The organism is Ochrobactrum sp. PL_is483 (assembly GCF_055816855.1).
In genome coordinates this window covers 169,762-194,851 of sequence record NZ_JBVPGS010000037.1, presented here as the reverse complement: position 1 = coordinate 194,851, position 25,090 = coordinate 169,762, and the positions used below count along the sequence as shown (strand labels likewise).

The 25,090-nt window shown below is 58.4% G+C and carries 27 protein-coding genes; 13 read left to right on the top strand and 14 right to left on the bottom strand.

From position 1 onward, the window contains the following. Window position 1: 1 nt before the first annotated feature. Both AC0TNJ_RS14675 and AC0TNJ_RS14670 read right to left on the bottom strand, forming a co-directional pair. A complete protein-coding gene (locus AC0TNJ_RS14675) occupies window positions 2-1,030 on the bottom strand; it encodes a sulfate ABC transporter substrate-binding protein (RefSeq protein WP_122003128.1) in 1,029 nt (342 codons plus the stop codon). Window positions 1,031-1,202: 172 nt separating this feature from the next. Further along, the gene (locus AC0TNJ_RS14670; RefSeq protein ID WP_473771495.1) at window positions 1,203-2,021 is read right to left on the bottom strand and encodes a YdcF family protein; all 819 of its coding nucleotides are present in this window, start codon (window positions 2,019-2,021) and stop codon (window positions 1,203-1,205) included. A 390-nt stretch (window positions 2,022-2,411) separates the two neighbouring features. Between AC0TNJ_RS14670 and AC0TNJ_RS14665 the strand changes: the two genes are divergently transcribed. Continuing rightward, window positions 2,412-2,795, top strand: a complete 384-nt coding sequence (locus AC0TNJ_RS14665; RefSeq protein ID WP_122003017.1) for a hypothetical protein — start codon at window positions 2,412-2,414, stop codon at window positions 2,793-2,795. Between the two features lie 12 nt (window positions 2,796-2,807). Here AC0TNJ_RS14665 and AC0TNJ_RS14660 read toward each other — a convergent pair whose 3' ends face one another. Both AC0TNJ_RS14660 and AC0TNJ_RS14655 read right to left on the bottom strand, forming a co-directional pair. Then, window positions 2,808-3,221: a DUF930 domain-containing protein gene (locus AC0TNJ_RS14660; RefSeq protein ID WP_473768942.1), complete on the bottom strand. Its 414-nt coding sequence runs from the start codon at window positions 3,219-3,221 to the stop codon at window positions 2,808-2,810. 109 nt (window positions 3,222-3,330) lie between these two features. Further along, complete coding sequence (locus AC0TNJ_RS14655) at window positions 3,331-4,482, bottom strand: GGDEF domain-containing protein (protein WP_473771494.1); 1,152 nt, start codon at window positions 4,480-4,482, stop codon at window positions 3,331-3,333. A 270-nt stretch (window positions 4,483-4,752) separates the two neighbouring features. Between AC0TNJ_RS14655 and AC0TNJ_RS14650 the strand changes: the two genes are divergently transcribed. The 7 genes from AC0TNJ_RS14650 to AC0TNJ_RS14620 all read left to right on the top strand — a co-directional run bounded on the left by AC0TNJ_RS14650 (window position 4,753) and on the right by AC0TNJ_RS14620 (window position 10,033). After that, window positions 4,753-4,989 (top strand): Lrp/AsnC ligand binding domain-containing protein, encoded by a 237-nt coding sequence (locus tag AC0TNJ_RS14650; protein WP_122003016.1) that lies wholly within the window; start codon window positions 4,753-4,755, stop codon window positions 4,987-4,989. 144 nt (window positions 4,990-5,133) lie between these two features. Beyond that, a complete protein-coding gene (locus AC0TNJ_RS14645; protein WP_122003015.1) occupies window positions 5,134-5,508 on the top strand; it encodes a response regulator in 375 nt (124 codons plus the stop codon). Window positions 5,509-5,517: 9 nt separating this feature from the next. Beyond that, window positions 5,518-5,958 (top strand): hypothetical protein, encoded by a 441-nt coding sequence (locus AC0TNJ_RS14640; RefSeq protein WP_473771493.1) that lies wholly within the window; start codon window positions 5,518-5,520, stop codon window positions 5,956-5,958. A gap of 244 nt (window positions 5,959-6,202) precedes the next feature. After that, window positions 6,203-8,038, top strand: a complete 1,836-nt coding sequence (gene ilvD / locus AC0TNJ_RS14635; RefSeq protein WP_122003013.1) for a dihydroxy-acid dehydratase — start codon at window positions 6,203-6,205, stop codon at window positions 8,036-8,038. A 22-nt stretch (window positions 8,039-8,060) separates the two neighbouring features. Beyond that, the gene (locus tag AC0TNJ_RS14630) at window positions 8,061-8,924 is read left to right on the top strand and encodes an HD domain-containing protein (protein WP_473771492.1); all 864 of its coding nucleotides are present in this window, start codon (window positions 8,061-8,063) and stop codon (window positions 8,922-8,924) included. Then, complete coding sequence (locus tag AC0TNJ_RS14625) at window positions 8,911-9,519, top strand: hypothetical protein (RefSeq protein WP_473771491.1); 609 nt, start codon at window positions 8,911-8,913, stop codon at window positions 9,517-9,519. The genes AC0TNJ_RS14630 and AC0TNJ_RS14625 overlap by 14 nt, the downstream gene beginning before the upstream one ends. Next, complete coding sequence (locus tag AC0TNJ_RS14620) at window positions 9,512-10,033, top strand: hypothetical protein (protein WP_473771490.1); 522 nt, start codon at window positions 9,512-9,514, stop codon at window positions 10,031-10,033. The genes AC0TNJ_RS14625 and AC0TNJ_RS14620 overlap by 8 nt, the downstream gene beginning before the upstream one ends. Here AC0TNJ_RS14620 and AC0TNJ_RS14615 read toward each other — a convergent pair whose 3' ends face one another. The 5 genes from AC0TNJ_RS14615 to ccmA form a co-directional block, all read right to left on the bottom strand. Further along, window positions 10,034-10,624 carry a DsbE family thiol:disulfide interchange protein gene (locus tag AC0TNJ_RS14615; protein WP_473771489.1) on the bottom strand — a complete coding sequence of 197 codons (591 nt, stop codon included), beginning with the start codon at window positions 10,622-10,624 and terminating at the stop codon, window positions 10,034-10,036. Then, window positions 10,621-10,791, bottom strand: coding sequence for a heme exporter protein CcmD (ccmD, locus tag AC0TNJ_RS14610; protein WP_122003010.1), 171 nt, complete (start codon window positions 10,789-10,791; stop codon window positions 10,621-10,623). The genes AC0TNJ_RS14615 and ccmD overlap by 4 nt, the downstream gene beginning before the upstream one ends. Then, a complete protein-coding gene (locus AC0TNJ_RS14605) occupies window positions 10,788-11,573 on the bottom strand; it encodes a heme ABC transporter permease (protein WP_473768948.1) in 786 nt (261 codons plus the stop codon). The genes ccmD and AC0TNJ_RS14605 overlap by 4 nt, the downstream gene beginning before the upstream one ends. 83 nt (window positions 11,574-11,656) lie before the next feature. After that, window positions 11,657-12,322 (bottom strand): heme exporter protein CcmB, encoded by a 666-nt coding sequence (gene ccmB / locus AC0TNJ_RS14600; RefSeq protein WP_122003008.1) that lies wholly within the window; start codon window positions 12,320-12,322, stop codon window positions 11,657-11,659. Next, window positions 12,322-12,999 (bottom strand): heme ABC exporter ATP-binding protein CcmA, encoded by a 678-nt coding sequence (gene ccmA / locus AC0TNJ_RS14595; RefSeq protein WP_122003007.1) that lies wholly within the window; start codon window positions 12,997-12,999, stop codon window positions 12,322-12,324. Before ccmA ends, ccmB begins: the two co-directional genes overlap by 1 nt. Before the next feature lie 331 nt (window positions 13,000-13,330). On the opposite strand from ccmA, the gene acnA reads away from it, so the two are divergent. From acnA to AC0TNJ_RS14580, 3 genes are all read left to right on the top strand, one after another. After that, window positions 13,331-16,018, top strand: a complete 2,688-nt coding sequence (gene acnA, locus AC0TNJ_RS14590) for an aconitate hydratase AcnA (protein WP_122003006.1) — start codon at window positions 13,331-13,333, stop codon at window positions 16,016-16,018. A gap of 234 nt (window positions 16,019-16,252) precedes the next feature. Then, window positions 16,253-16,987 (top strand): DUF1223 domain-containing protein, encoded by a 735-nt coding sequence (locus AC0TNJ_RS14585; RefSeq protein WP_473768970.1) that lies wholly within the window; start codon window positions 16,253-16,255, stop codon window positions 16,985-16,987. Window positions 16,988-17,679: 692 nt separating this feature from the next. Continuing rightward, on the top strand, window positions 17,680-18,072 hold the full coding sequence (locus tag AC0TNJ_RS14580; protein WP_122003004.1) for a DUF2794 domain-containing protein: 393 nt from the start codon (window positions 17,680-17,682) through the stop codon (window positions 18,070-18,072). Window positions 18,073-18,085: 13 nt separating this feature from the next. On the opposite strand, the gene AC0TNJ_RS14575 is transcribed toward AC0TNJ_RS14580, so the two are convergent. The 4 genes from AC0TNJ_RS14575 to AC0TNJ_RS14560 all read right to left on the bottom strand — a co-directional run bounded on the left by AC0TNJ_RS14575 (window position 18,086) and on the right by AC0TNJ_RS14560 (window position 23,036). Further along, window positions 18,086-18,631, bottom strand: a complete 546-nt coding sequence (locus tag AC0TNJ_RS14575; protein WP_473771488.1) for a GNAT family N-acetyltransferase — start codon at window positions 18,629-18,631, stop codon at window positions 18,086-18,088. A 113-nt stretch (window positions 18,632-18,744) separates the two neighbouring features. Next, window positions 18,745-19,527, bottom strand: a complete 783-nt coding sequence (locus AC0TNJ_RS14570; RefSeq protein ID WP_122003002.1) for a Bax inhibitor-1/YccA family protein — start codon at window positions 19,525-19,527, stop codon at window positions 18,745-18,747. A 234-nt stretch (window positions 19,528-19,761) separates the two neighbouring features. Then, window positions 19,762-22,311, bottom strand: a complete 2,550-nt coding sequence (locus AC0TNJ_RS14565) for an ABC transporter permease (RefSeq protein ID WP_473771487.1) — start codon at window positions 22,309-22,311, stop codon at window positions 19,762-19,764. Continuing rightward, window positions 22,308-23,036 carry an ABC transporter ATP-binding protein gene (locus AC0TNJ_RS14560; RefSeq protein WP_122003000.1) on the bottom strand — a complete coding sequence of 243 codons (729 nt, stop codon included), beginning with the start codon at window positions 23,034-23,036 and terminating at the stop codon, window positions 22,308-22,310. Before AC0TNJ_RS14560 ends, AC0TNJ_RS14565 begins: the two co-directional genes overlap by 4 nt. A gap of 120 nt (window positions 23,037-23,156) precedes the next feature. Between AC0TNJ_RS14560 and AC0TNJ_RS14555 the strand changes: the two genes are divergently transcribed. Together AC0TNJ_RS14555 and thpR are read left to right on the top strand one after the other, a co-directional pair. Next, window positions 23,157-23,876 (top strand): arylesterase, encoded by a 720-nt coding sequence (locus AC0TNJ_RS14555; RefSeq protein WP_122002999.1) that lies wholly within the window; start codon window positions 23,157-23,159, stop codon window positions 23,874-23,876. Between the two features lie 178 nt (window positions 23,877-24,054). Next, complete coding sequence (thpR, locus tag AC0TNJ_RS14550; protein ID WP_121980662.1) at window positions 24,055-24,651, top strand: RNA 2',3'-cyclic phosphodiesterase; 597 nt, start codon at window positions 24,055-24,057, stop codon at window positions 24,649-24,651. On the opposite strand, the gene AC0TNJ_RS14545 is transcribed toward thpR, so the two are convergent. Next, entirely contained in the window at window positions 24,555-25,082 is a 528-nt protein-coding gene (locus tag AC0TNJ_RS14545; protein ID WP_473771486.1) for a low molecular weight protein-tyrosine-phosphatase, read from the bottom strand. The genes thpR and AC0TNJ_RS14545 overlap by 97 nt on opposite strands. Window positions 25,083-25,090: the final 8 nt, after the last annotated feature.

Sequence of the window (25,090 nt, the reverse complement as noted above, 5' to 3'; positions counted from 1 at the left end):
TTTATTTACCGGGCTTGTAGAGCTGGTCGAAGGTTCCTCCATCGCCGAAATGATAGGGCTGCGCCTTGGCCCACCCGCCGAAAATGGGATCATCGATCGTCACCAGCGTCAAGTCGGGAAACTTGCGCTGCTTGTCGGCGGGAATAACGTCAGGCTTGGACGGACGGTAGAAGTGCTTGGCGGCAAGGGCCTGTCCTTCCGGCGAATAAAGATATTCGAGATAGGCCTGCGCCAGCTTGGTGGTGCCGTTTTCCTCGGCATTCTTGTCCACGACCGCGACCGGCGGCTCGGCCAGGATCGACTGCGGCGGAACGACGATGTCGAAGGCGTCCTCGCCAAATTCCGCGACCGAAAGATAGGCTTCGTTTTCCCAGGCAAGCAGCACATCGCCCAGCTGACGCTGCACGAATGTGGTCGTCGCGCCGCGCGCGCCCGTGTCGAGGACAGGCACATGACGGAACAGCTCGCCGATGTAATCCTTGATCTTCTGCTCGTCGCCACCGTATTGCTTGTGGGCCCAGGCCCATGCGGCGAGGTAGTTCCAGCGCGCGCCGCCGGACGTCTTCGGGTTCGGCGTGATGACCTCGACGCCATCCTTCACCAGATCGCCCCAATCCTTGATGCCCTTGGGATTGCCCTTGCGCACGAGGAAAACGATGGTGGAGGTATAGGGGGCGGAATTATTGGGCAGGCGCTTGCGCCAGTCCTTGTCGATCTTGCCCGACAGCGCGGCAATGGCGTCGATATCGCTTTCGAGCGCCAGCGTGACCACATCGGCCTTGATGCCGTCGATCACCGAACGCGCCTGCTTGCCCGACCCGCCATGGGAGGCGCGAATGGTGACGGTTTCGCCGGTTTCCGCCTTCCAGTGGGCGGCAAAGGCGGCGTTGTAATCCTTGTAGAGTTCACGCGTCGGATCATAGGACACGTTGAGAAGCGTCTGGTCGGCAAAGCTTTGCCCAACCGTTCCGGCCAGCGAAACGGCTGCTACCAATGCCGCCAGAGTGAGCGAAAATCTCGATATCTTCATGACCGCCTCCATGTTTCATTGGTCAAGACAGTATCAGAGCTCTTTGACGACAGGATGCCACAAGCCGGTCGTTATTTGAAACGACTTCGAAAAATCCGCGCAGTTTTAAGGAGATTTCGAGGATAATTTTTTCACCGGCAGGTCGAAACATACCGGCGATAGCATCATTCACTCATTGGGCCGACGCGGGTTTGACGGAAAGCGCCGGCGTGCCGCTCGTGGCCAGTTCAAGCTCAGACTGCCTCGGCTCGTTCCAGCCCATGAAATTGTAAAACGTGTAGCGCCAGAGACCGATTTGCTCGTGAAGCGCCACATCCGTCACAAGGAAATACAGGGCGGTTGAAGACATGTTGGTATGGGAGCCCGTCAGAAAACCGGCGGCGACCGGCTCGGGCTTCACGCCGAAATGCGCCAAATAAAGAAGATCGCGTGTCAACATGGGCGCGGCCTGCAACAGTACGACCCTGGCCGGTCTGATCTCGCGCAGGATCGCAGCCGTGTTTTTGGAATTCTGCCAGCTGTTGCGGCTCTTTTCGTCAAGCAGGATGGAAGCCGGATCGATCCCGACCTTTTCAAGCTGCGCGGCGATGGCCGCGACCTCGGAAACGCCGGTTCCGCTCACATCCGCGCCGCTGGCGATGAACTTGCAGCTGAACCCCTTGTCGACGCACTGGCGGTTCATGGCGGCTGCCGCCAGAAGCGGAGCATAGGAGAAGGCCAGCGGCTTGACCGCTTTCTGGCCGCGCTCGTCAACGACCTGCGTTCCCATGCCGAAGATGATGAAGGCGGTATTGTCTTCAAGCGGCGTCTGCAATTGCGACGAATAGGGCGATTGCAGGCGGTTCATCAGGTAATCCGGGCCCAATCCTGAAGCAATCGCGCCATAAAGAATGATTGCAAGGCCAATCAGTACAGTACCCGTCTTTCTCCATTTGAAACATAAAAGGATTAAACCGACAGCGGCAAAGAAAAGCATGATATTGATCGTCATGGAAAATCACCGCGTTCGATATTATAATATTTCATCAATCGGCGGATTTTTGATATACGTGAAAGAGTTACTTGAAAACAACCCCAAGAATTTCGGAAATAACGATCTTTTTGCTGTGAGAAGCCGCTGTTCAGCATGCGCGATGCCCCAAATGGGTGAGGCCCGAACTGGGGTTGCGGGGGGCAAGTATTGGTCCGGGCCTCCGCCGGTCTGACGACCAGCAGGCTAACAACGGGCGAAACCTGTTTCGGTTGCACGAAAACTTCATGGGACGGCGAATATTTTTTCGCTTTCGTTTGCAAGCGCTTCGGGCGCTGCCCCATCCCACTTGAACCACGCCGTCTAAGAGCTATTCTTCCCCGATGATTGGCTGACCAGAGGATTTTCATCATGGCATTTGGCAAACGCTATATAGGCACGCTTTTCGTGACTGCGGGTCCGGCATTGGTGCTGGCATCCTCTGTCTACGCGCAGGCTCAGGAGGTAAACCCGATCGAACGGGTCGATTATATCTGCGAACGCGGGATCGTCGTGCCTGCCACCTATATCCGCAACGGCAGCGGGCCCGGTTTTGCGGTCATCGATGCCGAAGGCAAGATGATCGCGCTGCAATGGCACGACAATCTCAAGAAATATGTCGCCGTGGACGAACAGGACAGCTATCGCTGGAGCGACAATGACGGTCAGGCGGTACTGAGCCACCTCGAAGCCGATCACACGGCCAAGGAAGTGACGCTGCTTTCCGCCTGCCGCGCAGACGATTCGGAGGAATAGCCCGGAAACGGATCAGGGGACGAGATAATGCTTGTCCCACTCGTCCTGGGGCACTTCATCGCCAATGTCGTAGCGGAAGGAAACGATGTTGATGTGATCCTTGTCCGCCTTGCAGACAAAGGACAGCCTGTACCAGTGTTCATGGCTGCGGAATGCCGCGCCATCGGCCTTGATGGAATTCTTCTTGGTCACCGGATCGGAAAAGGCGTAGGCCAGAACCTTGTCGACGGAAAACTTGCCCTGTTCCCGCGTGATGCGCTCCATGGCTTCCACGTCGCAACGCTGCTCCAGGCGGGTCGCCGGGTCGAGCTTTTCAAGCTGGGCCTTTTCGGAGGCATTCATGGCGAAGGAGGGGACAACCGCCATGCCGAAGGAAAGGAAACCGGCAAGGGCGGACGCAGGCAACACAACAGACATGCATTTCATCGGATTTTCGGGAACTCCTCAACCGCTCATATTTTCGATAGCAATAATACGCATCTTTTACAGCGATGTCTGGATTATCACTGGAAAGTTATCGCTGGCCAACAGGAGGCTACTCCCCCGTCCCGCTGCGGACCAGCCCTTCCACATAGGTTCGGTTGCGCCCGCCTTTCTTGGCGGCGTAGAGAATCTTGTCAGCCTTGTCGACCGTCTGCCAGAAATCGCCCTGCTCGGTCAGGCGGACACAGCCGATGCTGCATGTGACGTTGATTTCCTTCGGCAGGCACTGGAAAGGATGTCCTTCTATATTGCGGCGTATTCCTTCCAGAAGCTGGAAGACATTATCGGCCTGCATCTCATGGACGCAAATCACGAATTCCTCACCGCCTGTGCGGGCAATCAATGACCGCTCGCCAAGGAGCTTGCGCAGGATTCCTGCAAATTCTTGCAGCACAGCGTCGCCTGCCGCGTGGCCATAGGCATCATTCAGCGCCTTGAAGTAGTCGATATCGCATACGGCGACCCAGCCCGACTGGCCGTTTTTTGTGTGCGAAAGCGCGTTGTAGCGCATTTCCAGACCACGCCGGTTGAGAAGCCCTGTGAGCGGATCGCTGTCGCGTTCACGCGAAAGCTCGGTGATACGGTCATAGCCGGCTGCCCCCAGCAGGGCGAACCCGGTCAGAACCGCCGCAACGGCCGTGGAAAACACCGTCCATTGCCAGAAGACGGTCCGGGTAAAATCGTCATCATTGACATTGCCAAGGAGGGAACCTGCGGTCAAAAACGTGCGCGGCAGGAAATGCAGCGCCACCAGAACCAGCATCGCCCCCAGCAACTTGTCCACCAGCGGCCCCCTGAACAGCCGCCGCGCTCGCCATGCGAACGAGAGAATCAAGGTCGCCATCCCCAGATTGAGCACATAGACCCGCGACAGAAGATCCGGCTTGACGTAGCAGTAATACCAGACGCCGCCGACGATGAGCGCGAAACTCAATGCATAGAAGGCGGGCTGAAGGCGCAAGCCGCTTCGCTGCAGGATGCCATAGCCGCCAGCCAGCGCGCCGCCCACATAGAATGCGGCGGAAAGCACCGTGTTCAGATTCTCATCCGCAGGAACATTGCCAAGCTGGACCAGCATGGCAATGCCAATCAGCAGGAAACATGCGCCATACGGCACGAGAAACCGGCGCCCGCGATCGGAAAGCCACGCTGTGAAAAAAGCGAGCGAGAAGAGCAGCAGAACGGCAGGAAGAACAAATTTCATATAAATAATGCGCGCGAGCCACAACTTTGGGAAGAAGCCTTATCGCGCCCTCTCAAGAAAATTACAATTACGTAAATTAAAACATTTCTATGAAACAGCCGTATGAGGACGGGCGGCGCGCCATCAGAGAGGATGCCAGACCGAATATCGCGCGTTCCGTCGTGCTTTCGCTCTTGATTTCGTCGGGCGGTCCGTGTTTGTAACCTGCAAACGCTGCCGTAATATGCACTATCATGCGCATCACGCGGTCCCGTCGCGAAAGGAAGAGACATGAAGCCCGTTTTCCTGCAATTGCAGTGTGCGCCCGGCAAGACCTATGAAGTTGCCGATACACTCTTTCAGCGCGAAATCGTTTCCGAGCTTTATTCCACCAGCGGCGAGTTCGACCTTCTGGCCAAGATCTACATTGCCGAGGATCAGGATATCGGCAAGTTCATTGCCAAGAACGTCCTCGACATTCCCAACATCGTTCGCTCGCTGACGACGCTGACCTTCACTGCGTTCTGACACCGCTCCCGGACCGGCGGCAGGCCGGGTAAAGATTTGATTCACCATTCGCGCATTATCATGTCGGCGAAAGGAACCTCTGCTTGCGCTCGCGCATTTCCTGCGTGAAGGGCTTACCTCAAAAAGGAGGCAGCGAGACCAGTGATGAACGATCTTGGACAGCGGCGGGTACTGGTGGTGGAAGACGAGGTTTTCGTCGCCCTTGACGTCGCCGCGACTGTCGAGGATGCCAACGGAACCGTTCTTGGTCCCGTCGGCACCGTCCGGCAGGCGATAGACATCATCAACCGCAACGAAGTCGACGCGGCCATTCTTGACGTGAACCTTGCCGATGGCGATGTGGAAGCGGTGCTGGACCGGCTGAAAAGCCGCGATGTCTTCGTGGTCATCCACACCGGCGGCGGATTGCCCGCCCGTCTGGCGGACCGTTACCCGGAAGTGCCGGTTTTCCAGAAGCCGATCCCGCCCTCCGTGCTGACGCGCGCGCTGGCCTCCGCCCTGGCTTCGCACATGGCATGATGAGGCAGGATGCGGCCAACCTTTCCCGATTTCGCGACAGTGCTGAAGGAAGTCGAGGCTGAACAAGGCCTGGCGAACGACAGCCGCGGCCCGCAATTCGGATTTGCTTCCGCCGTCTTTTCCGCAGGATTTGGCGATGCGCCCGCAACATCGCGCCAGCCGGACGACCTGCAAAGCCTGTTCGATGTCGACCCCCTGCCCGAGCCCGAACCCGCCCGGGAAAGACAGGCGATGGAAGCACGCATGAAGAAACAGTCGCCGGATGCGATCCGTCAGGAGCTCGACCTGCGCCCCGGCCTGAAGCGGGCCGAACTTCAGCAGCGGCGCCGTAGCTTTGCCGCCAGCAACCATCCAGACCGCCTGCCGGAAGAGTTCCGCCCCGCCGCCGAACAGCGGATGAAAACCGCAAACGCCCTGCTCGACGCCGCCATGGCCAGCACCCCATCGTAACGCCAAGCAATTTCGTTACGTTTTCAACGCAAAATCTTTTGCATTATGACTGCAACGTGCTAGATTGCCTTGTCTGTGCCTGCGAAAGCTGTCGCACGCCGGAACCCTTTCCGTTGTCCGCAAGCCTGCGAATGGTCCCGCCTCCCTCATAAAATGGGACAATATGGGGCAATTTGCGCTTTGCTCAGCGGGGGCGGTTCTGTCATAGCGGTTAGAATTAGAATAGTTCCTAAAAGGTTTGAAAATGCCTCCTTATCGTTCGCGTACAACCACCCACGGTCGCAACATGGCCGGCGCGCGCGGCCTATGGCGCGCCACCGGCATGAAGGATGAGGATTTCGGCAAGCCGATCATTGCCGTGGTGAACTCGTTCACCCAGTTCGTGCCCGGCCACGTGCACCTGAAGGATCTCGGCCAGCTCGTCGCGCGCGAAATCGAAAGCGCTGGCGGCGTGGCAAAGGAATTCAACACCATCGCGGTCGATGACGGCATCGCCATGGGCCATGACGGCATGCTCTATTCGCTGCCGTCGCGCGAGCTCATCGCCGACTCGGTCGAATATATGGTCAATGCGCATTGCGCCGATGCGATGGTCTGCATTTCCAACTGCGACAAGATCACCCCCGGCATGCTGATGGCGGCGCTCCGCCTCAATATCCCGGTCGTGTTCGTTTCCGGCGGGCCGATGGAAGCAGGCAAGGTCGTCTGGGACGATCAGGTCAAGAAGCTCGACCTCGTTGATGCGATGGTTGCCGCCGCCGACGATCACTACTCCGACGATCAGGTCAAGGCCATCGAACGCTCCGCCTGCCCGACCTGCGGTTCGTGCTCGGGCATGTTCACCGCCAATTCGATGAACTGCCTCACCGAAGCGCTCGGCCTGTCGCTGCCGGGCAACGGTTCGACGCTCGCAACCCATGCCGACCGCAAGCGCCTCTTCGTGGAAGCCGGTCATCTGGTTGTTGATCTCGCGCGGCGTTATTACGAGCAGAACGACGAGAGCGTGCTGCCGCGCTCGATTGCGAGCTTCCCGGCCTTTGAAAACGCCATGACGCTCGACATCGCCATGGGCGGTTCGACCAATACGGTCCTGCATCTTCTCGCCGCCGCGCAGGAAGCGGAAATCGACTTCACCATGGCCGATATCGACCGCCTGTCGCGCCGCGTGCCGGTGCTGTGCAAGGTCGCGCCAGCCGTCGCCAATGTGCATATGGAAGACGTGCACCATGCGGGCGGCATCATGGGCATTCTCGGCCAGCTCGATCACGCGGGCCTGCTGACCACCGACGTTCCGACCGTGCACAGCGAAACGCTGGGCAAGGCGCTCGACCATTGGGACGTGACGCGCACCAACAGCGAAATGGTGCACAAGTTCTATTCGGCTGCTCCCGGCGGCATCCCGACACAGGTTGCCTTCTCTCAGGAACGCCGTTTCGATCATGTTGATACCGACCGCGAGAAGGGCGTCATCCGCTCCAAGGAACATGCTTTCAGTCAGGACGGCGGTCTGGCCGTGCTTTACGGCAATCTGGCCGAAGACGGCTGCATCGTGAAGACGGCGGGCGTTGACGATTCCATCCTGAAATTCTCTGGCCCTGCCCGCATCTTCGAAAGCCAGGATTCGGCCGTGCTCGGCATTTTGAACGGCAAGATCAAGCCGGGCGACATCGTGCTGATCCGCTATGAAGGCCCGCGCGGCGGCCCCGGCATGCAGGAAATGCTCTACCCGACCAGCTATCTGAAATCGAAGGGGCTGGGCAAGGCTTGCGCGCTTGTCACTGACGGGCGCTTCTCGGGCGGCTCATCGGGCCTTTCGATCGGCCACGTCTCGCCAGAGGCAGCCGAAGGCGGCACGATCGGGCTGGTGCGCGAAGGCGATATCATCGATATCGACATTCCGAACCGTAAGATTCATCTGGCTGTGGACGATGCAACGCTGGCAGAACGCCGCGCCGAGCAGGACGCCAAGGGCTGGAAGCCAGCCGAGGAACGCAAGCGCAAGGTTTCCACCGCCTTGAAGGCTTACGCCGCCATGGCAACCAGCGCCGCCAAGGGCGCGGTACGGAAACTGCCGGATTGATTTCCTGATTGGCTGGAGATACTTGTCTGAACGTATCTTCAGCCAGCGGGGGCGAACTGTGAACAAAAAGTCTCAACGTATTCGAGACCCACTACATAATCTTATTGAATTTCACCTAAATGATCAGGTTGATAATACTGCATGGCGCGTAATTCAGACGCAACCTTTTCAACGGCTAAGACGGATTCGGCAATTAGGCTTCTCCGATTTCGTTTTTCCAGGTGCTACACATTCTCGGCTTGCACACTCGCTAGGTGTGTTTCATCTGGCGAGGCAACTAGTTAAAATTATCCAGCGGACAAAAAACAACCAATATCAAGGTGCGGTTGCGGTAGCTGCCGCGCTTGTACATGATGTTGGTCACGGCATGTTTAGCCACGCTTTCGAGGAGGTGGGCAAACAGCTTAATTTAACAATGGCTATCCACGAAAACGTCAGTGATGCCCTAATTAGAAAATCAGAAATTGCAGGGGAGCTGAATAAAGAATTCGGTTCTCACTTCGCTGACGAAGTTGCTGATGTTATAAAAAGCAAATCACCCACCAATCTGTTCAATTCAGCGATTTCCAGCCAGTTCGACGCGGATCGATTGGACTATATGCAAAGAGATCGCCTCATGACTGGCGTTCAGGGAAGTAGTGTGGACGTTGCATGGATATTAGCAAACTTAGAAGTGGAGCGTATCACTACACATTCAGACAGCGAGAAAACAGGCGAAATAGAAACATTAGTACTCGGTCCCAAAGCATATCACGCCGCAGAACACTATGTAATGTCACTATTTCAATTATACCCAAACGTATACCTTCATAAGACAACACGTGGTATAGAAAAATTATTTTTCGCATATCTTATTAAGAATTCACACTTTAGTGAAAGACGATAACGCAAGCAAAACAGGATTACCTGTTAATCATCCTCTTATAAACTTCTTCAAGAATCCTGAAAATCTAGACAATGCTCTTCAACTTGATGACACTGTCTTTTGGGGATCCCTGCCAATGCTTTTAGAGGCACCAGATAAATCTCTTTCAAGCATTGCTAAACATTTACACGCTAGAAACCTTTTCAAGTGCATTGATATTCGTCAAAAGGTGACTGCTAATCATCCACTCAAACCCACGATGACATCAGACGATAGAGCGCATCGCGAAGCTCAAATTACAATAGAAATTAAGAATATAATTAATAAATTAAAACAATTTTCAAATCAACGCAGTAGGACAAATGGCAGCCCTATACTCATCGATGAAAGCAAAAGACTTCCCTACAAAAAAGACGAGGAAACACAAAACCCACTAAATCAGATATTAATTAAGCAAGAAAACAATACAGAGGATATGGCCCGGTTATCATCGGTTGTATCCGAAGCTCAAACATTTGAAGTGACCCGTGTTTATTTCAACCGTGACGACACCGATGGACGCGAAGCGATTTTAAGCATATTAAAGAGCGGATTCGGGGAGAACGAACATGTCTGATTACAAATTGCACGAAAGCGTCGCCGCCATCATCTCGGATGCAGGCGGCAAGATTGTTGGGCGCACTCGTTTCCAAAAGGTGACTTACCTTTTGCAGCTCGCGGGGTTTTTAAATGAGTTTCATTTCGAGTATAAGCATTACGGCCCGTTCAGTGAAGATCTTGCAGAAGCATTAAGTTTAGCTGTAGGTGTAAAACTTATCAGCGAAGAAGAACAGCGCACTAGCTGGGGCGGTTGGTATTCTGTCTTCTCTAGCAAAGATAATCAGGCTGCAACTGGAGAACGCGCATCATTTATTCGTGCTGCAATTGATGTGGGCGCCGTTGAATTAGAGCTTGCTGCAACTGCAGCTTATTTATTCTTGGAAGAGCATTTAAATCGAGATGATGCTTGGGAAGAGACTGCTCGACGAAAACCAGAAAAAGCAACCGCTGAAAAGCTAGCTGCAGCAAAAGCAGCTTATGGCAGCTTACAAAGATTGGCTACACCACAGCAATTGCCGGGAATTATCTAACTAGAAGAACTTTTTCTCCATCATTTTGCCAAATTCATTTACGGATTGCGCGGTAAATGGCCCGACATGCTTGTAGACGATCTTGCCTGTCTCATCGACGAGGAAGGTTTCCGGCACGCCGTAGACGCCCCATTCGATGGCTGAGCGTCCGGCGCGGTCGGCACCGACTGCTGCAAACGGATTGCCGAGATCGCCGAGGAAGCGGCGTGCATTTTCGGGCTGGTCCTTGTAATTGAGGCCAACCACGCGGATGCGCTCGTCCTTGGCGATTTCCATCAAGAGCGGGTGTTCCTGACGGCAGGGGACGCACCATGATCCCCAGACATTCACCAGCGTCAGCTTGCCCTTAAAATCCTCGCTGTCGAGACCCGGAACAGGCGCGCCATCGCGCGCCAGCCCCTCGACGGGCGGCAGGTTGGTCTGCGGGGCCTGCTTGCCGATCAGCGCGGACGGTATCGTCGTATTGTCCTTGCCCGACAGAAGCTGGACCGCGAACACCGCCGCCAGCCCGACGAAAATCGCCAGCGGCAGCAGGGCAACCCAGGTGGAGCGCTTTTTCGGCGCGACGGGCTTTTCGGTCGTTTCGGTCATTGTGCCTTACCGGGGGATTTTGCGGAACGGCGGCGCACGCCCTGCGCTTCAAGCCGCTTCAATTCGTTTTTCTGGATGCGCTGATCAATCAATATCCAGCCGATGGTGACGGCAAGCGCCGCAAGCGTGATGCCATAGGAGGCGAGAACGAAGCCAAGATGGTTCATACTGCGCCCTCCTGCGCCTTGAGATTACGATCTGCGCTGCGTGCGGCAAGTTTCTTCATCGACGCCACGCGGCGACGCCAGATTTCATTGCGCATGGCCATCATGTGCAGCGTGAAGAACAGAAGCGAGAAGCCGATGGCCATCACGAAAAGCGGGCGCAGCATGGACGCATCGATGGTCGGGCCGTCCATGCGGAACACTGAAGCCGGCTGGTGCAGCGTGTTCCACCAGTCGACCGAGAATTTGATGATCGGGATGTTGATGAAGCCGACCAGCGTGAGCACGGCCACCGGCTTGGCGCTCTTTGCCGGATCATCCATGGCGCGCGACAGCGCGATGATGCCGAGATACATCAGGAACAGCACGAAGACCGAGGTCAGCCGCGCATCCCACACCCACCACGTGCCCCACATCGGCTTGCCCCAGAGCGAGCCGGTGGCCAGCGCAAGCGCGGTGAAGACGGCGCCCAGCGGCGCGGCGGCGCGGATCGACACATCGGCCAGCGGATGCCGCCAGACCAGCGTGCCCAGCGCTGAAACGGCCATGATCGAGTAGCACATCATGGAAAGCCATGCGAAAGGCACATGGATATACATGATGCGGACCGTCATGCCCTGCTGATAATCCTCCGGCGACTGGAAGAAGACCATATAGAGGCCAGCCGCCAGCAGCAGCGCGGAAAGCACGGCCAGCCAAGGCAAGACCTTGCCCGCAAAAGCAAGGAACCGCGTGGGATTGGCCAGATCAAGCCAGCTCGTGGTTTTAACGGCGTCTTTGGTCATGTCTTTTTCCATGGCCTCTATTTACCTGTCCCCCCCGTGCCGTTCAATTGACCGAAATCAACTGCGTCAATCGGTCGAACTTTTCAATCCGCCGAACTTTTGAGCGCCGCGCTTGCAGCGAGCGGCCCGAGGACTGCAAAGAACAGGGTGAGTGCAGCAAGAATGAGGAATGGCGCCAGAAAGGGCGCGTTGTCTACCGTCGCCCCTTGCGAAGCTGATACACCGAAAATGAGCACCGGAATGGTGAGCGGCAGAACGATCACCGACACCAGCAGGCCGCCGCGCGGCAGCGCCACGGCAAGCGCCGCACCCACCGCGCCGATAAAGGCGATGGCAGGCGTTCCCACCAGAAGCGTCAGCGATGTCGCGCCGATTGCCGATGCATCCATGTTCATGAACAGGCCCAGCATCGGCGATGCGATCACCAGCGGCAGCACGCTTGCCACCCAATGCGCCACGCATTTCACAAAAACCGTGAAGGCCAGCATGTGACTGTCCGCGCCGATCAGCAGCAGGTCGAGCGAGCCGTCCTCGCGGTCGGCCTGAAACAGCCGGTCGAGGCCCAGAAGCGTTGCCAGCAGCGCGCCGATCCACAGCATGGCGGGACCGATGCGTGCCAGAAGATTGAGGTCCGGCCCGACGCCGAAAGGCATGACGGCAATGACCGCGAGGAAGAACAATATGCCGATCAGCGCGCCGCCACCGGCGCGGAAGCTGAGGCGCAAGTCTCTCAGGAAAAGCGCCAGCATCAGGCGACCTCAAGCGAATAAGCGGCCATGTCGAGCGCACGCACGCCAATACTTCTTTCCAATGCAGTTTCGGACGGGAAACCGGTTTCCACTTTCCCTGAAACTGCATCCAAGCCCAGCGGAATATGCGTTGCGGCGACGATCATGCCGCCCTCCCGCATATGGCCGCGCATGATTTCCGCAAAGCGGGTTTCCGACGCCTTGTCGAGACCGGCGGTCGGTTCATCGACGATCCAGAGCGGACGGTGGCTGACCAGAAGCTTGGCGATGGAAACACGGCGCTTTTGCCCCGTCGACAAATAGCCGAACGGCAGATGCTCCACGCCGGGAAGGTCCACCGCCTCCAGCGCTTCATCGATCTCCATCTGCGCCGCACCGTTGAAATTCTGCCAAAAGGACAGGTTTTCCCGCACGCTGAGCGCGGGCTTCATCGCATTCTGGTGGCCGAGATAGTGACAGGCGGCGCGCACCGGCACGGCCACGCCATCGTCGGTGAGTTCCACCCTCCCCGCTTGCGGGGCAAGCAGGCCGCAGATGATTCGCAAAAGCGTGGACTTGCCGGAGCCGTTGGGGCCGGTCACCACCAGCGCCTCGCCGTCACCGAGCGCAAGAGAAAGGCCCGCGAAAATCGTTTCGCCGCCCCTTTCGCCCGCCAGATTTTCGGCTTCCAGCCGCATTTTATACCCTCTAAGCCCCAATGGATAAGCGCCAGACCAATAGAACCGGAAGCCCGGAAGATCTACGCAAAGGCATCGCAACATTTCGCCGCAAGGGGCCGAATTCACGATATTCTGTCTGGAATCGTTTTAGAAAACTCTCTATATGAGGGCTACCACGCCAGCGGTCGGCGTGGAAACCATTTTTGGCCGATCTCAACCTGTTGCCCTTAAGGACGCAGGCTTCGGGACGGACAGCGGAAATGACTGCACCCGCACCTTGGCGCGTCCTTGAAACGCTAGCCTAGGCGTTCGTCCTGGTTTTCCGGCCAGCAGCATAAGGACGAACGCAGTGTCGCACATCGACAGCTTTAAATGCCGCAAAACCCTCACCGTAGGGGGCAAGGACTATGTCTATTACAGCCTGACCGAAGCCGAAAAGAATGGCCTCGAAGGCGTTTCCAAGCTTCCATTCTCCATGAAGGTTCTGCTGGAGAACCTGCTCCGCTTCGAGGACGACCGCTCCGTCAAGAAGTCGGACATCGAAGCTGTTGCCAAGTGGCTGAACGACCGTGGCTCCGCAGGCGCGGAAATCGCCTACCGCCCGGCGCGCGTTCTCATGCAGGACTTCACCGGCGTTCCCGCCGTCGTCGACCTTGCAGCCATGCGCGACGGCATCAAGGCGCTCGGCGGCGATCCGGAAAAGATCAACCCGCTGGTGCCTGTCGATCTGGTCATCGACCACTCGGTCATCGTCGACGAATTCGGCAATCCAAGCGCATTCAAGGCCAATGTGGACCTCGAATATCAGCGCAACGGCGAACGCTACCGCTTCCTCAAGTGGGGCCAGCAGGCATTCCAGAACTTCCGCGTCGTTCCGCCCGGCACCGGCATCTGCCATCAGGTGAACCTCGAATATCTGGCCCAGGCCGTCTGGACCAAGGAAGAAGACGGCGCGACCGTCGCTTATCCCGACACCTGCGTCGGCACCGACAGCCACACCACCATGGTCAACGGCCTTGGCGTTCTGGGCTGGGGCGTCGGCGGCATCGAAGCTGAAGCGGCCATGCTCGGCCAGCCGGTTTCCATGCTGCTGCCGGAAGTCGTCGGCTTCCGCCTGACCGGCAAGATCAAGGAAGGCGTGACCGCGACCGACCTCGTGCTCACCGTCACGCAGATGCTGCGCAAGAAGGGCGTCGTCGGCAAGTTCGTCGAATTCTTCGGCGAAGGCCTTGAAAACATGACGCTGGCCGACCGCGCAACCATTGCCAATATGGGCCCGGAATATGGCGCGACCTGCGGCTTCTTCCCCGTCGACCGCGAAACGCTCAACTACATGAACACCACCGGCCGCGACGAGCATCGCATCGAACTGGTCGAAGCCTATTGCCGCGCGCAGGGCATGTGGCGTGAAAAGGGTGCAGCCGATCCGGTCTTCACCGACATTCTCGAACTCGACATGGGCGACGTCGTTCCGTCGATGGCCGGTCCGAAGCGTCCGGAAGGCCGCATCGCGCTGGAAAACATCGCTTCGGGTTTCGCAACCTCGCTCGAAAACGAGTACAAGAAGACCACCGGCCAGACCGCGCGTTATGCCGTTGAAGGCGAAGACTATGACCTCGGCCATGGCGATGTGGCGATTGCCGCCATCACGTCCTGCACCAACACCTCGAACCCGAGCGTGCTGATTGCTGCTGGCCTTCTGGCTCGCAACGCCGTTGCCAAGGGCCTGAAGACCAAGCCTTGGGTCAAGACGTCGCTTGCGCCTGGCTCTCAGGTCGTTGCCGCCTATCTTGAATCTGCCGGTCTGCAGAAGGATCTCGATGCGCTCGGCTTCAACCTCGTCGGCTTCGGCTGCACGACCTGCATCGGCAATTCCGGTCCGCTGCCGGCTCCGATCTCCAAGACGATCAACGAAAAGGGCCTGATCGCGGCTGCCGTCCTGTCCGGCAACCGTAACTTCGAAGGCCGCGTTTCGCCGGACGTTCAGGCTAACTACCTCGCCTCGCCGCCGCTCGTCGTCGCCCACGCTCTGGCCGGTACGGTCACCAAGGACCTGACCAAGGAGCCGCTTGGCGAAGACAAGGACGGCAATCCGGTGTTCCTGCGCGACATCTGGCCTTCCTCACAGGAAATCCAGGACTTCATCGCCAAGAACGTCACCCGCAAGATTTTCTCGGAAAAATATGCGGACGTGTTCAAGGGCGACGAAAACTGGCAGGCCGTGCAGGTTCCTGCGGGCCAGACCTATGCATGGGACGACAATTCGACCTATGTGCAGAACCCGCCTTACTTTGTCGGCATGGGCAAGTCGGCCGGCACGATCGGCGACGTCAAGGGCGCTCGTATCCTCGGCCTCTTCGGCGACAAGATCACCACCGACCACATTTCGCCTGCCGGTTCGATCAAGGCACAGTCGCCTGCTGGCAAGTACCTGCTCGACCATGGCGTCGGCGTCGCCGACTTCAACCAGTACGGCACGCGTCGCGGCAACCATGAAGTGATGATGCGCGGCACCTTCGCAAACATCCGTATCCGCAACCACATGCTGGGCGAAAACGGACGTGAAGGCGGCTACACCATCCATTATCCGTCGAAGGAAGAAACCTCGATCTACGATGCTGCCATGCAGTACAAGGCCGAGGGCGTGCCGCTCGTCGTCTTCGCAGGCGTCGAATACGGCAACGGCTCTTCGCGTGACTGGGCTGCCAAGGGCACCAACCTGCTCGGCGTCAAGGCCGTCATCGCACAGTCCTTCGAGCGTATCCACCGCTCCAACCTCGTTGGCATGGGCATTGTGCCTTTCGTCTTCGAGGAAGGCACGAGCTGGCAGACGCTGGGCCTCAAGGGCGACGAAATCGTCACCATCGAAGGCCTTGCCGATGTGCGTCCGCGCCAGAAGGTCGAAGCCTCCATCACCTATGCCGACGGCACGGTGAAGAAGGTTCCGCTCATCTGCCGCATCGATACGCTGGACGAGCTGGACTACATGAAGAACGGCGGCATTCTGCAGACCGTTCTGCGCGATCTGGCCGCTTAATCGGCATCAGTTTGAAAATCAAAAAGCCGCCGGATTTCTCCGGCGGCTTTTTTGTGCCGGATAAGGCTCTCACTGCAACGTGAATTCCTATTGATTGTAGAACTTCTTACATAATAGATGTCAGCGACAATTATTGCAGGATGAAACGAAGTGATACTCCATCCCCCTTTATACGGGACAGGTCCATGGCTTGCAGGCGAGCATCTGCCCGGCTGGCGTAGCATCTGTGCCGTTCTGGGGCTGGCATTCACCGGCTGCATCTCCATGCAGGGGCTTGCCAAGGCACAGGACAGCGGCAAGAAAACCGCCGTTCTGGAGCTTTATACCAGCCAGGGCTGCAAATCCTGCCCGGAGGCCGACCGCAACCTGGCCAAATATGCCGACGATCCCAATGTCCTGGCGCTGTCGTTCCACGTCAATTACTGGGATTATATGGGCTGGCGCGACACCCTTGCCAGCCAGGAAAACACCGACCGGCAGAACGCCTATCGCAATTCCTTCAATGCGCGCATGATCTATACGCCGCAAGCCGTCATCAACGGTACTGCCGAAGTGAATGGCCGCGACAGCAAAGCCATCAAGACGCAGATCGCGGCCAACAAGCTGGATGTGCCGGTTTCGATCACGCAGCTCGATGACGGGCGCCTGTCCATCGATATCGGCGCGGGCAAGAAGCCCGACGCGCCCGTGCACGTGGTCCTGTTCTATTTCCGCGATTCGGTGACGATCCCGATCACGGAAGGGGAAAATGCGGGTGAAGCCGTCACCTATCGCAATACGGTCAGCGATACCGCCACGATCGGCATGTGGGACGGCAAGGCGCTGAAGATCGAGATTCCGGCTTCGGAACTGAAGCGCAAGGATGTATCAGGCTGTGCCGTGGTGCTTCAGGAAACCCGCGATGACAATTCGCTCGGCTCCATACATGGCGCAGCAATGTTCAAGCAGACAAGGCCGGTCGGCCTGTAGGCAGCCGGTTGCTGAACGCAGCAAGGCGCGCTTTGGCGATGTTTTTCTTCCAGGGAGTTCAGCGGAGAAAGGCGTGAGGCCTAGCAGGGCCGTTGATTCAGCTTAGAGCACGTTTCGATCTCTGATTGAATCAGGTCAGCGCTCTAACCTTTGTTTTTGACACGCATCTTGTCCGAAAACCGTTTCACACTTTTCGGGATGCGCTCTAAGTCTTCGGCGCGCATCTTATCCGAAAACCGTTTCACACTTTTCGGGATGCGCTCTAAGCCGGAAAAGGTTGGTTCGGTCCGAGCAGGTCCTTTGGGCGGGGGGCTTGGGGTCGGACTTGCCCGAACCGAACCGTCTCAGGCAACGTATAGATGCTGAAGCCATAATCAGGCTGCAATGCGAAGCTGACAAGGCGAAAATGTGGCCAACAATCACCATTGCAAACACCCATTCTCTTTTCGTGAATGACCGCTCGTAGCGGCTAATCCCTATTTATTGGGGGCTTCGTTCGAGCCATAAGCGCATGCAAAAACAGGCTCGCGGAAGCGCCCCTTGAAATTGCTTCACAAAAGCATCACCCTGTTGTCATGCGCCGATCCGGTTCGCTTCACCACCCTTGCTGATACCGATCCCGGTTGCACGCAGTTTGTTTTTGAGCCTGTCCGGTTCCGGTCGGCGCTCCGCAAAAGGCTGAAAGGAAGGAAATGGATACGTCAAGCGCAGCGAATGAGGATTCGTCGTCCCCATCACCCTCGTCTGCTTCGCCAAAGGTCGTTCCCCTCGACCGCGCGCGGCCTGCTCCCGTCAGTTTCAACCGGCATGAACTCGGCAAAATCCTGAATATCTATGGCCGCATGGTCGCCTCCGGCACGTGGCGCGACTACGCCATCGACCATCTGAGCGACCGTGCCGTGTTCTCCATCTTTCGCCGCGCAAGCGAGATGCCGCTTTTCCGCATCGAGAAGAATCCGAAGCTGGCGCAAAAGCAGGGCGCCTATTCGGTCATCGCCGCAAGCGGGCTTATCATGAAGCGCGGCCACGAGCTGGAGCGGGTGCTGCGCGTGTTCGACAAGAGCCTCAAGCTCGTGGAAAGCTGATCCTTCGACAAGCTCAGGGTGAGGACAGCGGCGGCGTTCCCGGTTCCGTTGAGCGTCCGCCATTGAGCGGCAGCTGCATCAGCACCGTATCGAGCCAGCGTCCGTGCTTGAAGCCAGAACCCTCGATGCGCCCGCAATGGGCAAAGCCGAGGCTTTCATGCAGCCTGACCGAACCGATATTCTGCTCCCCGTCTCCAATCACCGCCAGCAATTGCCGGAAGCCCAATGCGGAAATACGCGCGATAAGCGCGCGCAGCAGAAGCTTGCCGACGCCCTTTCCCTTGGCATTGGGAGCGATATAGATCGAGTCCTCCGCAAGCCAGCGATAGGCTGGCCTGACGCGGAAATAGCTCGCATAAGCATAGCCGAGAATCCGGCCCTCCTCCTCTGCCACGAGGATCGGAAAGCCCTGCTCGACGAATGCCGAAAACCGCCTTGCCATTTCATCCCTTGTCGGCGGCTCGATCTCATAGGAACCGGCGCCGGTCAGCACGGCATCGGTATAAATCGTGGTGATGGTTTCGATATCGGCAGGCTGGAAATCACGGATGACGGGCATGTTGTAACCGCAAGGGAATGTTGGAGCTTCCCAACATGCATCAGAAATTGCCTGCACAAAAGCAAAAAGGGCAGCGTTTCCGCTGCCCTTTCGTTCAAGCACTCTTCGGCTGATTAGTCACGGTTGCCCATGAACTGCAGCAGGAAGGTGAACATGTTGATGAAGTCGAGATAGAGACGCAGCGCGCCCATCACGATCTTGCGGCCCTGCGTATCCGAAGCATCGCCTTCGTAATACATTTCCTTGATCGACTGCGTGTCGTAGGCGGTGAGGCCTGCGAAGATCAGAACGCCGATCACCGAGATTGCGAATTGCAGCGCGGTGGAGCCGAGGAAGATGTTGACGACCGATGCCAGGATCAGGCCGAACAGGCCCATGATCAGGAACGAACCCATCGCGGACAGGTCGCGCTTGGTCGTGTAACCGTAGAGCGACAGCGCGCCGAAGGAAGCAGCCGTCACAAAGAAGGTGCGAACGACGCTCTGGCCGGTGAAGACCAGGAAGATCGACGACAGCGACAGGCCGACGAGGGCGGCATAGCCCCAGAAGACGGCGTTAGCGGTCGAGACCGACATGCGCTCGATGCGGAAGCTCAGGAAGAACACTGCCGCGAGCGGCGCAAGCATCACCACCCAGCGAAGCGGGGACGTGTAGAGCGCCACGCCGAGACCGGTGAGCATCTTGCCGTTGGCGAGCTGCGCGACGGCTGCGGACGGATCCGTGGTGGTTGCGAGTGCGGCAACGGCAAATGCGGCAAGGCCGGTAACGGCCAGGCCGATAGCCATCATGTTATAGACGCCGAGCATATAGCTGCGCAGGCCCTGATCGATGCCTGCATCGGCACGAGCGCCGCCTACCGGCCTCTGCTGCGCCTGAATATTGCGAAAGTCAGCCATGACTTAAATCCTCTTGCCATGTCCCGTCCGGTGTCGGGGCGCTCCCAAAGTCGAGCCGCCGCCAGGCGCCGCTGGCGGGACTCCAGCATGCCTGCCTGACATTATGGGGATTTCGGCCCTCTCCTACAAGTAGTTCCTGTAAAAAAACGTGATGTGGCGACTTGAAAGGCGAACCGCATTATCCATGCGATCCAAGGGGTTAAGCTTATTTTCTGCCTTTGCGTTACAAATCGTTCATATGGTTCTGAGCACCGTTGCGGGCTTCTGGCCCAAAACGCGCCATGTTCCCGCAAGGCCAAAGCCGACCGTCAGCACCAGCGCCATGGCCACCGTCATCAGCGCCACATCGGGCAGGAAGCTTGCTTTCAGCTTCATGATTTCGACGACGACATACCAGCCCGCCGCGCTGCCGGCGGCAAGGGCAAAAAGGGCCGTCGCCAGCCCGAGCAGCATATATTCAAGCACATAGGCCGTAATCAGCGTGCCGCGCGTGGCGCCCAACGTCTTCAGCACCACCGCGTCGTGGACGCGGGCACGGTTGCCCGCCGCCAGCGCCCCGCCCAGCACCAGAACCGATGCGGCAAGCGCAATGGAGGCGGCGGCGCGGATGGCGGTGGCAAGCTGGCCGATCAGATCATTGGCGACATTGAGCGCATCGGTCACGCTGACCGTGGTGACGGCGGGCCAGGTTTTCGTGACCTGCCGCAGCACATCGGGCGCAAGGTTCTTCTGCCCGTCGGGAATGGTGAGCGTCGCCAGCCAGGTGGCCGGCGCACCGGCAAAGGTATTGGGCGAAAACACCATGACAAAATTCATGGCCAGCGTTTCCCACTGCACCTGACGGAAGCTTGCGATCTTCGCGGTGATGTTGCGGCCAAGCACGTTGACCGTCACCGTGTCGCCAAGCTTCAGGCCCAGTTCCTTGCCCTCGCGCTCCGCGAAGGAGACCAGCGGTTCACCATTGTAACCGGGAGACCACCATTCGCCTTCGGTCAGCGTCGAGTTTTCGGGGACTGTATCGGAAAAGGTTATGCCACGGTCGCCACGCAGCACCCAGGCAGCTTCCGGCGGAATGGTCATGTCGCGCACATTCTTACCGTTGAAGGCCACAATGCGCCCGCGCAGCATCGGGCCGGAGGTGAGCTTGCCGTCAGGCACGATGCCGCTCACCAGTTTGGTGAAATCACCGATGTCGCGGTTCTGGATATCGACAAAGAAGAAATCCGGGGCTTGGGCCGGAATATTCTCGGTCACCTGTCGGCGCAGATTGCCATCGATCAGCGCAATCGCCACCATCAGCGTCAGGCCAAGGCCGAGCGACAGCACCACGGAAGGTGTCAGCGCGCCGGGACGATGAATATTGCCGACCGCAAGCCGCAGTGCGGTCGAGCGCACACGCGGGACGCGGCGGGCAAGCCAGCGAATGCCGTCCGCGACCAGCCGCAGCACACCGAAGGCAGCAATGGCCGAGACGATGAAAATGGCCGCGATGCGCCGGTCATAGGCGACGTAAAGCGCCAGCCCCGCAAGCGCTGCAATCAGCAGAACGGCGAGAACGAGATAGAGGAACGGCGGCAGGCCGCGCTGTTCAAAGCCCTGCTCGCGGAACAGCGCCGTCGCCGGAATGTCCCGCGCCCTGCCAAGCGGAATGATCGCGAAGGCAAGCGTGGTGATGAGGCCAAAGACGGCGGCCAGCGCCAATGCTCCCGGAAAGAAGCCGCCGCCACCGGCGACCGGCAGATAATCGGCAAGCGCCATTGCTGCTGCATAGGGAATGATCGCCGCCAGAATCAGCCCGAGCGCGATGCCGATCAGGCCGATCACCATGATCTGAACGAGATAGACCAGCACGGCGAAACGCGCGGGCGCGCCGAGCGACTTGAAGGTGGCGATCACGCCGCGCTTGCCGTCGAGATAGGCGCGCACCGCATTGGCGACGCCGACGCCGCCGACGATCAGCGCCGTCAGCCCCACCAGCGTCAGGAATTGCGAGAAGCGCTCGATATTGGCACTGAGCGCTGGCGCGGCATTGGCGCGGGAACGAATGTTCCAGCCCGCATCGGGAAAATCGGCAGCGGCCTGCCGCCTCACTTCGGCAATTGCCGCATCCGTCGCCCCGTCCGGCAGGGCAACCTTGTAGATGTGATCGACAAGGCTTCCGGGTTGGATGAGGCCGGAAGCCCTGAGGCCATCCAGCGAAACCAGAAAGCGCGGCGCGAAATTGAAGCCGGACGACAGCAGGTCCGGCTCGCTCTCAATCAGGCCGCGCAGTTCAAAGGCTTGCGAACCGAGCAGAACCCTCGCGCCGAGCGACAGGTCCATGCGGTTCAGAAAATCCTGCGTCACGGCGGCACCGTAGACGCCGTCCTTCTCGCCCATCATGGAGCCAAGCGATTGCTGCGGCTGGACCTTCAATTCACCATAGAGCGGATAGGCGGCGTCGACCGCCTTCACCTCGACCAGCGACTGGTCGGAGCCATCGGGCAGGCGCGCCATGGAGCGCATCGTGGCGCTTGCCGCGACCTTGCCCTGCTTGTCGATGAAGGCGCGTTCTTCCGCCGTTGTTTCGCGCTGATTGAGCGCAAAGCTGACATCGCCGCCCAGAATGGTCTGGCCTTCCGAGGCAATGCCGGTGCTGACCGAGCGCGCCACCGAATTGACGCCGCCGATGGCAGCAACACCCAACGCGATACAGGCGAGGAAAATATAGAAACCGGCAAGCCCGCCGCGCATTTCACGCAGCGCAAAGCGGAGAGCGAGCGAGAAAGACCTGGTCGCACTCATGCGCCTGCCGCCAGCGTTTCGAGGATGGAGCCGCCCTGCGCGGGTTCCTCGATCCGGCCCGAACGCACCGGAATTTCAATGTCGCAGCGCGCCGCAAGCGCGGGATCATGCGTGACAAGCACCATGGTCAGGCCATTTTCGCGCTGCTTGGCAAACAGGAGATCGGCAATCTGGCGACCCGTCGCAGTGTCGAGATTGCCCGTCGGCTCGTCGGCGATCAGGATTTTGGGCGAAGGCGCCAACGCGCGGGCAATCGCCACGCGCTGCTGCTCGCCACCGGAAAGTTCGGACGGATAATGGGTGAGCCGCTCGCCAAGACCGACGGCGCGCAATTCGCGCTCAGCCACCTCGAACGCATCGCGGCGACCGGCAAGCTCCAGCGGCACGGCGACATTTTCAAGCGCGGTCATGTTGGGAATGAGGTGGAAGGACTGGAACACGATGCCGATATTGGCGCCACGAAAAGCAGCGGCCTGATCTTCGCTCATCCGGCTGATCGTCTCACCCGCAATCTTCACAGTTCCGTTATCGACATGTTCCAGACCGGCCAGAACCATCAAGAGCGTGGACTTGCCGGAACCGGACGGACCGACGATACCGACCGACTGGCCTTGCGATATATGAAGGGAAACGCCCTTCAGCACGTGGACCAACGAGGCGGCGTGCCCAAGGGTCAGATGAACGTTCTCAAGTTCGATAATCGGGCCAACAACCTGTTCCGTCACGCAGTTTTTATCCTATATGAATAATAGCGCGCCACAAATTTGAACCTATGTTGCGCCAATTATTGAAGAGAAGTCCGGCGGGCCAGTTGCCCACAGCCCCTCAAATATGGGTTTTCGACGATGTGTTTCAAACTCTCAATCCCGGCATGGCTCCCTGTTTTTGCGGCGATTGCATCTTTTATGGCGGCAAGCCCCGTCATTTCGGCGCAGGCGCAGGAAGAACCGACCGGCCTTGAAGACGCATTGCCGACCGAGCAGCTGTCCCAGATCAGGATTGTCGGCTTCGGCGACAGCCTGATGGCGGGCTATCTGCTGCCTTCCAACGCCGCCTTTCCGCAGCAGCTTGAAAAGGCGCTCAACGACAAGGGCATCGAGGTTTCGATCGAGAATGCGGGCGTGTCGGGCGACACCACCACAGGCGGTCTTTCGCGGATCGACTGGTCGGTTCCCGATGGCACCGATCTTGTGATCCTTGAACTTGGCGCCAATGACGCGCTGCGCGGCATCGAGCCCGACATTACCGAAAAGAACCTCGACGAAATGCTGGCGCGCCTCAAGCAGCGCGGCATTTCGGTCATTCTTGCCGGCATGATGGCCCCGCCCAACATGGGCAAGGATTATGCCGCCAAATTCAACCCGATCTATCCGAAGCTGGCGCAGAAATATGGCGTGCCGCTCTACCCGTTTTTCCTCGACGGGGTAGCAACGAAGAAGGAGTTTCTGCTCGAGGATGGAATGCACCCCAATGAGAAAGGCGTCGAAACGATGGTGACCAATTTCATGCCCACTATCGAAAAGAGCCTGACGGATATGCAAAACAAGGGGACATCGGGAGGCTGACGCCAGCCGGGAGCATAAACAGCTTGCCCCCGACAGGAAACTTTGATTCGCTCTAGCTGCATCGGCAAATATCGAATCATCGATGGAACGATGCACTGACACTCTGGGTTAGAGCGTCTTTCACGCATCCAGCCGGATGCAGGCGCTCTGACAGGGAACGCTTCGAGGAGGATGCCTTATGCCGCGTCTTTTCACTGCCCTCGAAATCCCGCGTGATGCCGCGCTTTCGCTCTCGTTGTTGCGAGGCGGTCTTCCCGGCGCACGCTGGATTGATGTCGAAAACTACCACATAACGCTGCGTTTTATCGGAGATGTGGAAGGCCACGTGGCCGACGAGGTTGCCAATGCGCTCGATCGCGTGCGGCGGCCCGAATTCATGCTCAACCTCTCGGGTGTCAATGCGTTCGGCTCCAAAAAGCCGCACAGCATCTATGCGGGTGTATCCCCCTCGCCTGAACTCAATGCATTGCAGGCGGAAATCGAACGTATCTGCCAGCGGCTGCACATTCCCGCCGATCCGCGCAAGTTCACGCCGCATGTGACGCTGGCACGGCTCAGAAACGCCCGCATCGACGATGTGGCGCGTTATCTGTCCTCACGCGGCAACTTCGCGACGCTGCCCTTCAAGGTGGGACGGTTCGTGCTGATGTCGTCGCGCGATTCGGTTGGCGGCGGGCCTTACATCGTGGAAGAAGCCTGGCCTTTGGTCGCCGTTTCCCGCACGGGCCAGAACTGGTCGGCAAGCGCGATGGAAGCCGCCAGAACCATCCGGTAGACCTTTTCGAAATCCCCGGTCCCGCCATAATAGGGGTCGGGGATTTCAACCGCCCGCCCTTCGGCAATCTCGGTGAAAAGCCCGATATGCGCGCTTGCATTTGCGGGCTGTCGCCCGGCGATCATCCGCATATTGTAGCGGTCCATCCCGAGGATCAGGTCGAAACGGCTGAAATCACCTGCAATCAGCTGGCGGCAGCGCTGCCCCGAAATATCGAGACCATGACGCGCCGCAACGCTGATGGAGCGTTCGTCCGGTTCCTCGCCGGTATGGTAGCCATTGGTTCCGGCGGAATCGACCAGCACATGGCGAATGCCGCGCTTTTCAAGCACCTGCCCCATCACGCCTTCGGCCAGCGGAGACCGGCAGATATTGCCGGCGCAGATGAAAAGAATGCTGTTTGGCGCTGATGCGGTCACTGGGGCGGTCACGGAACTCT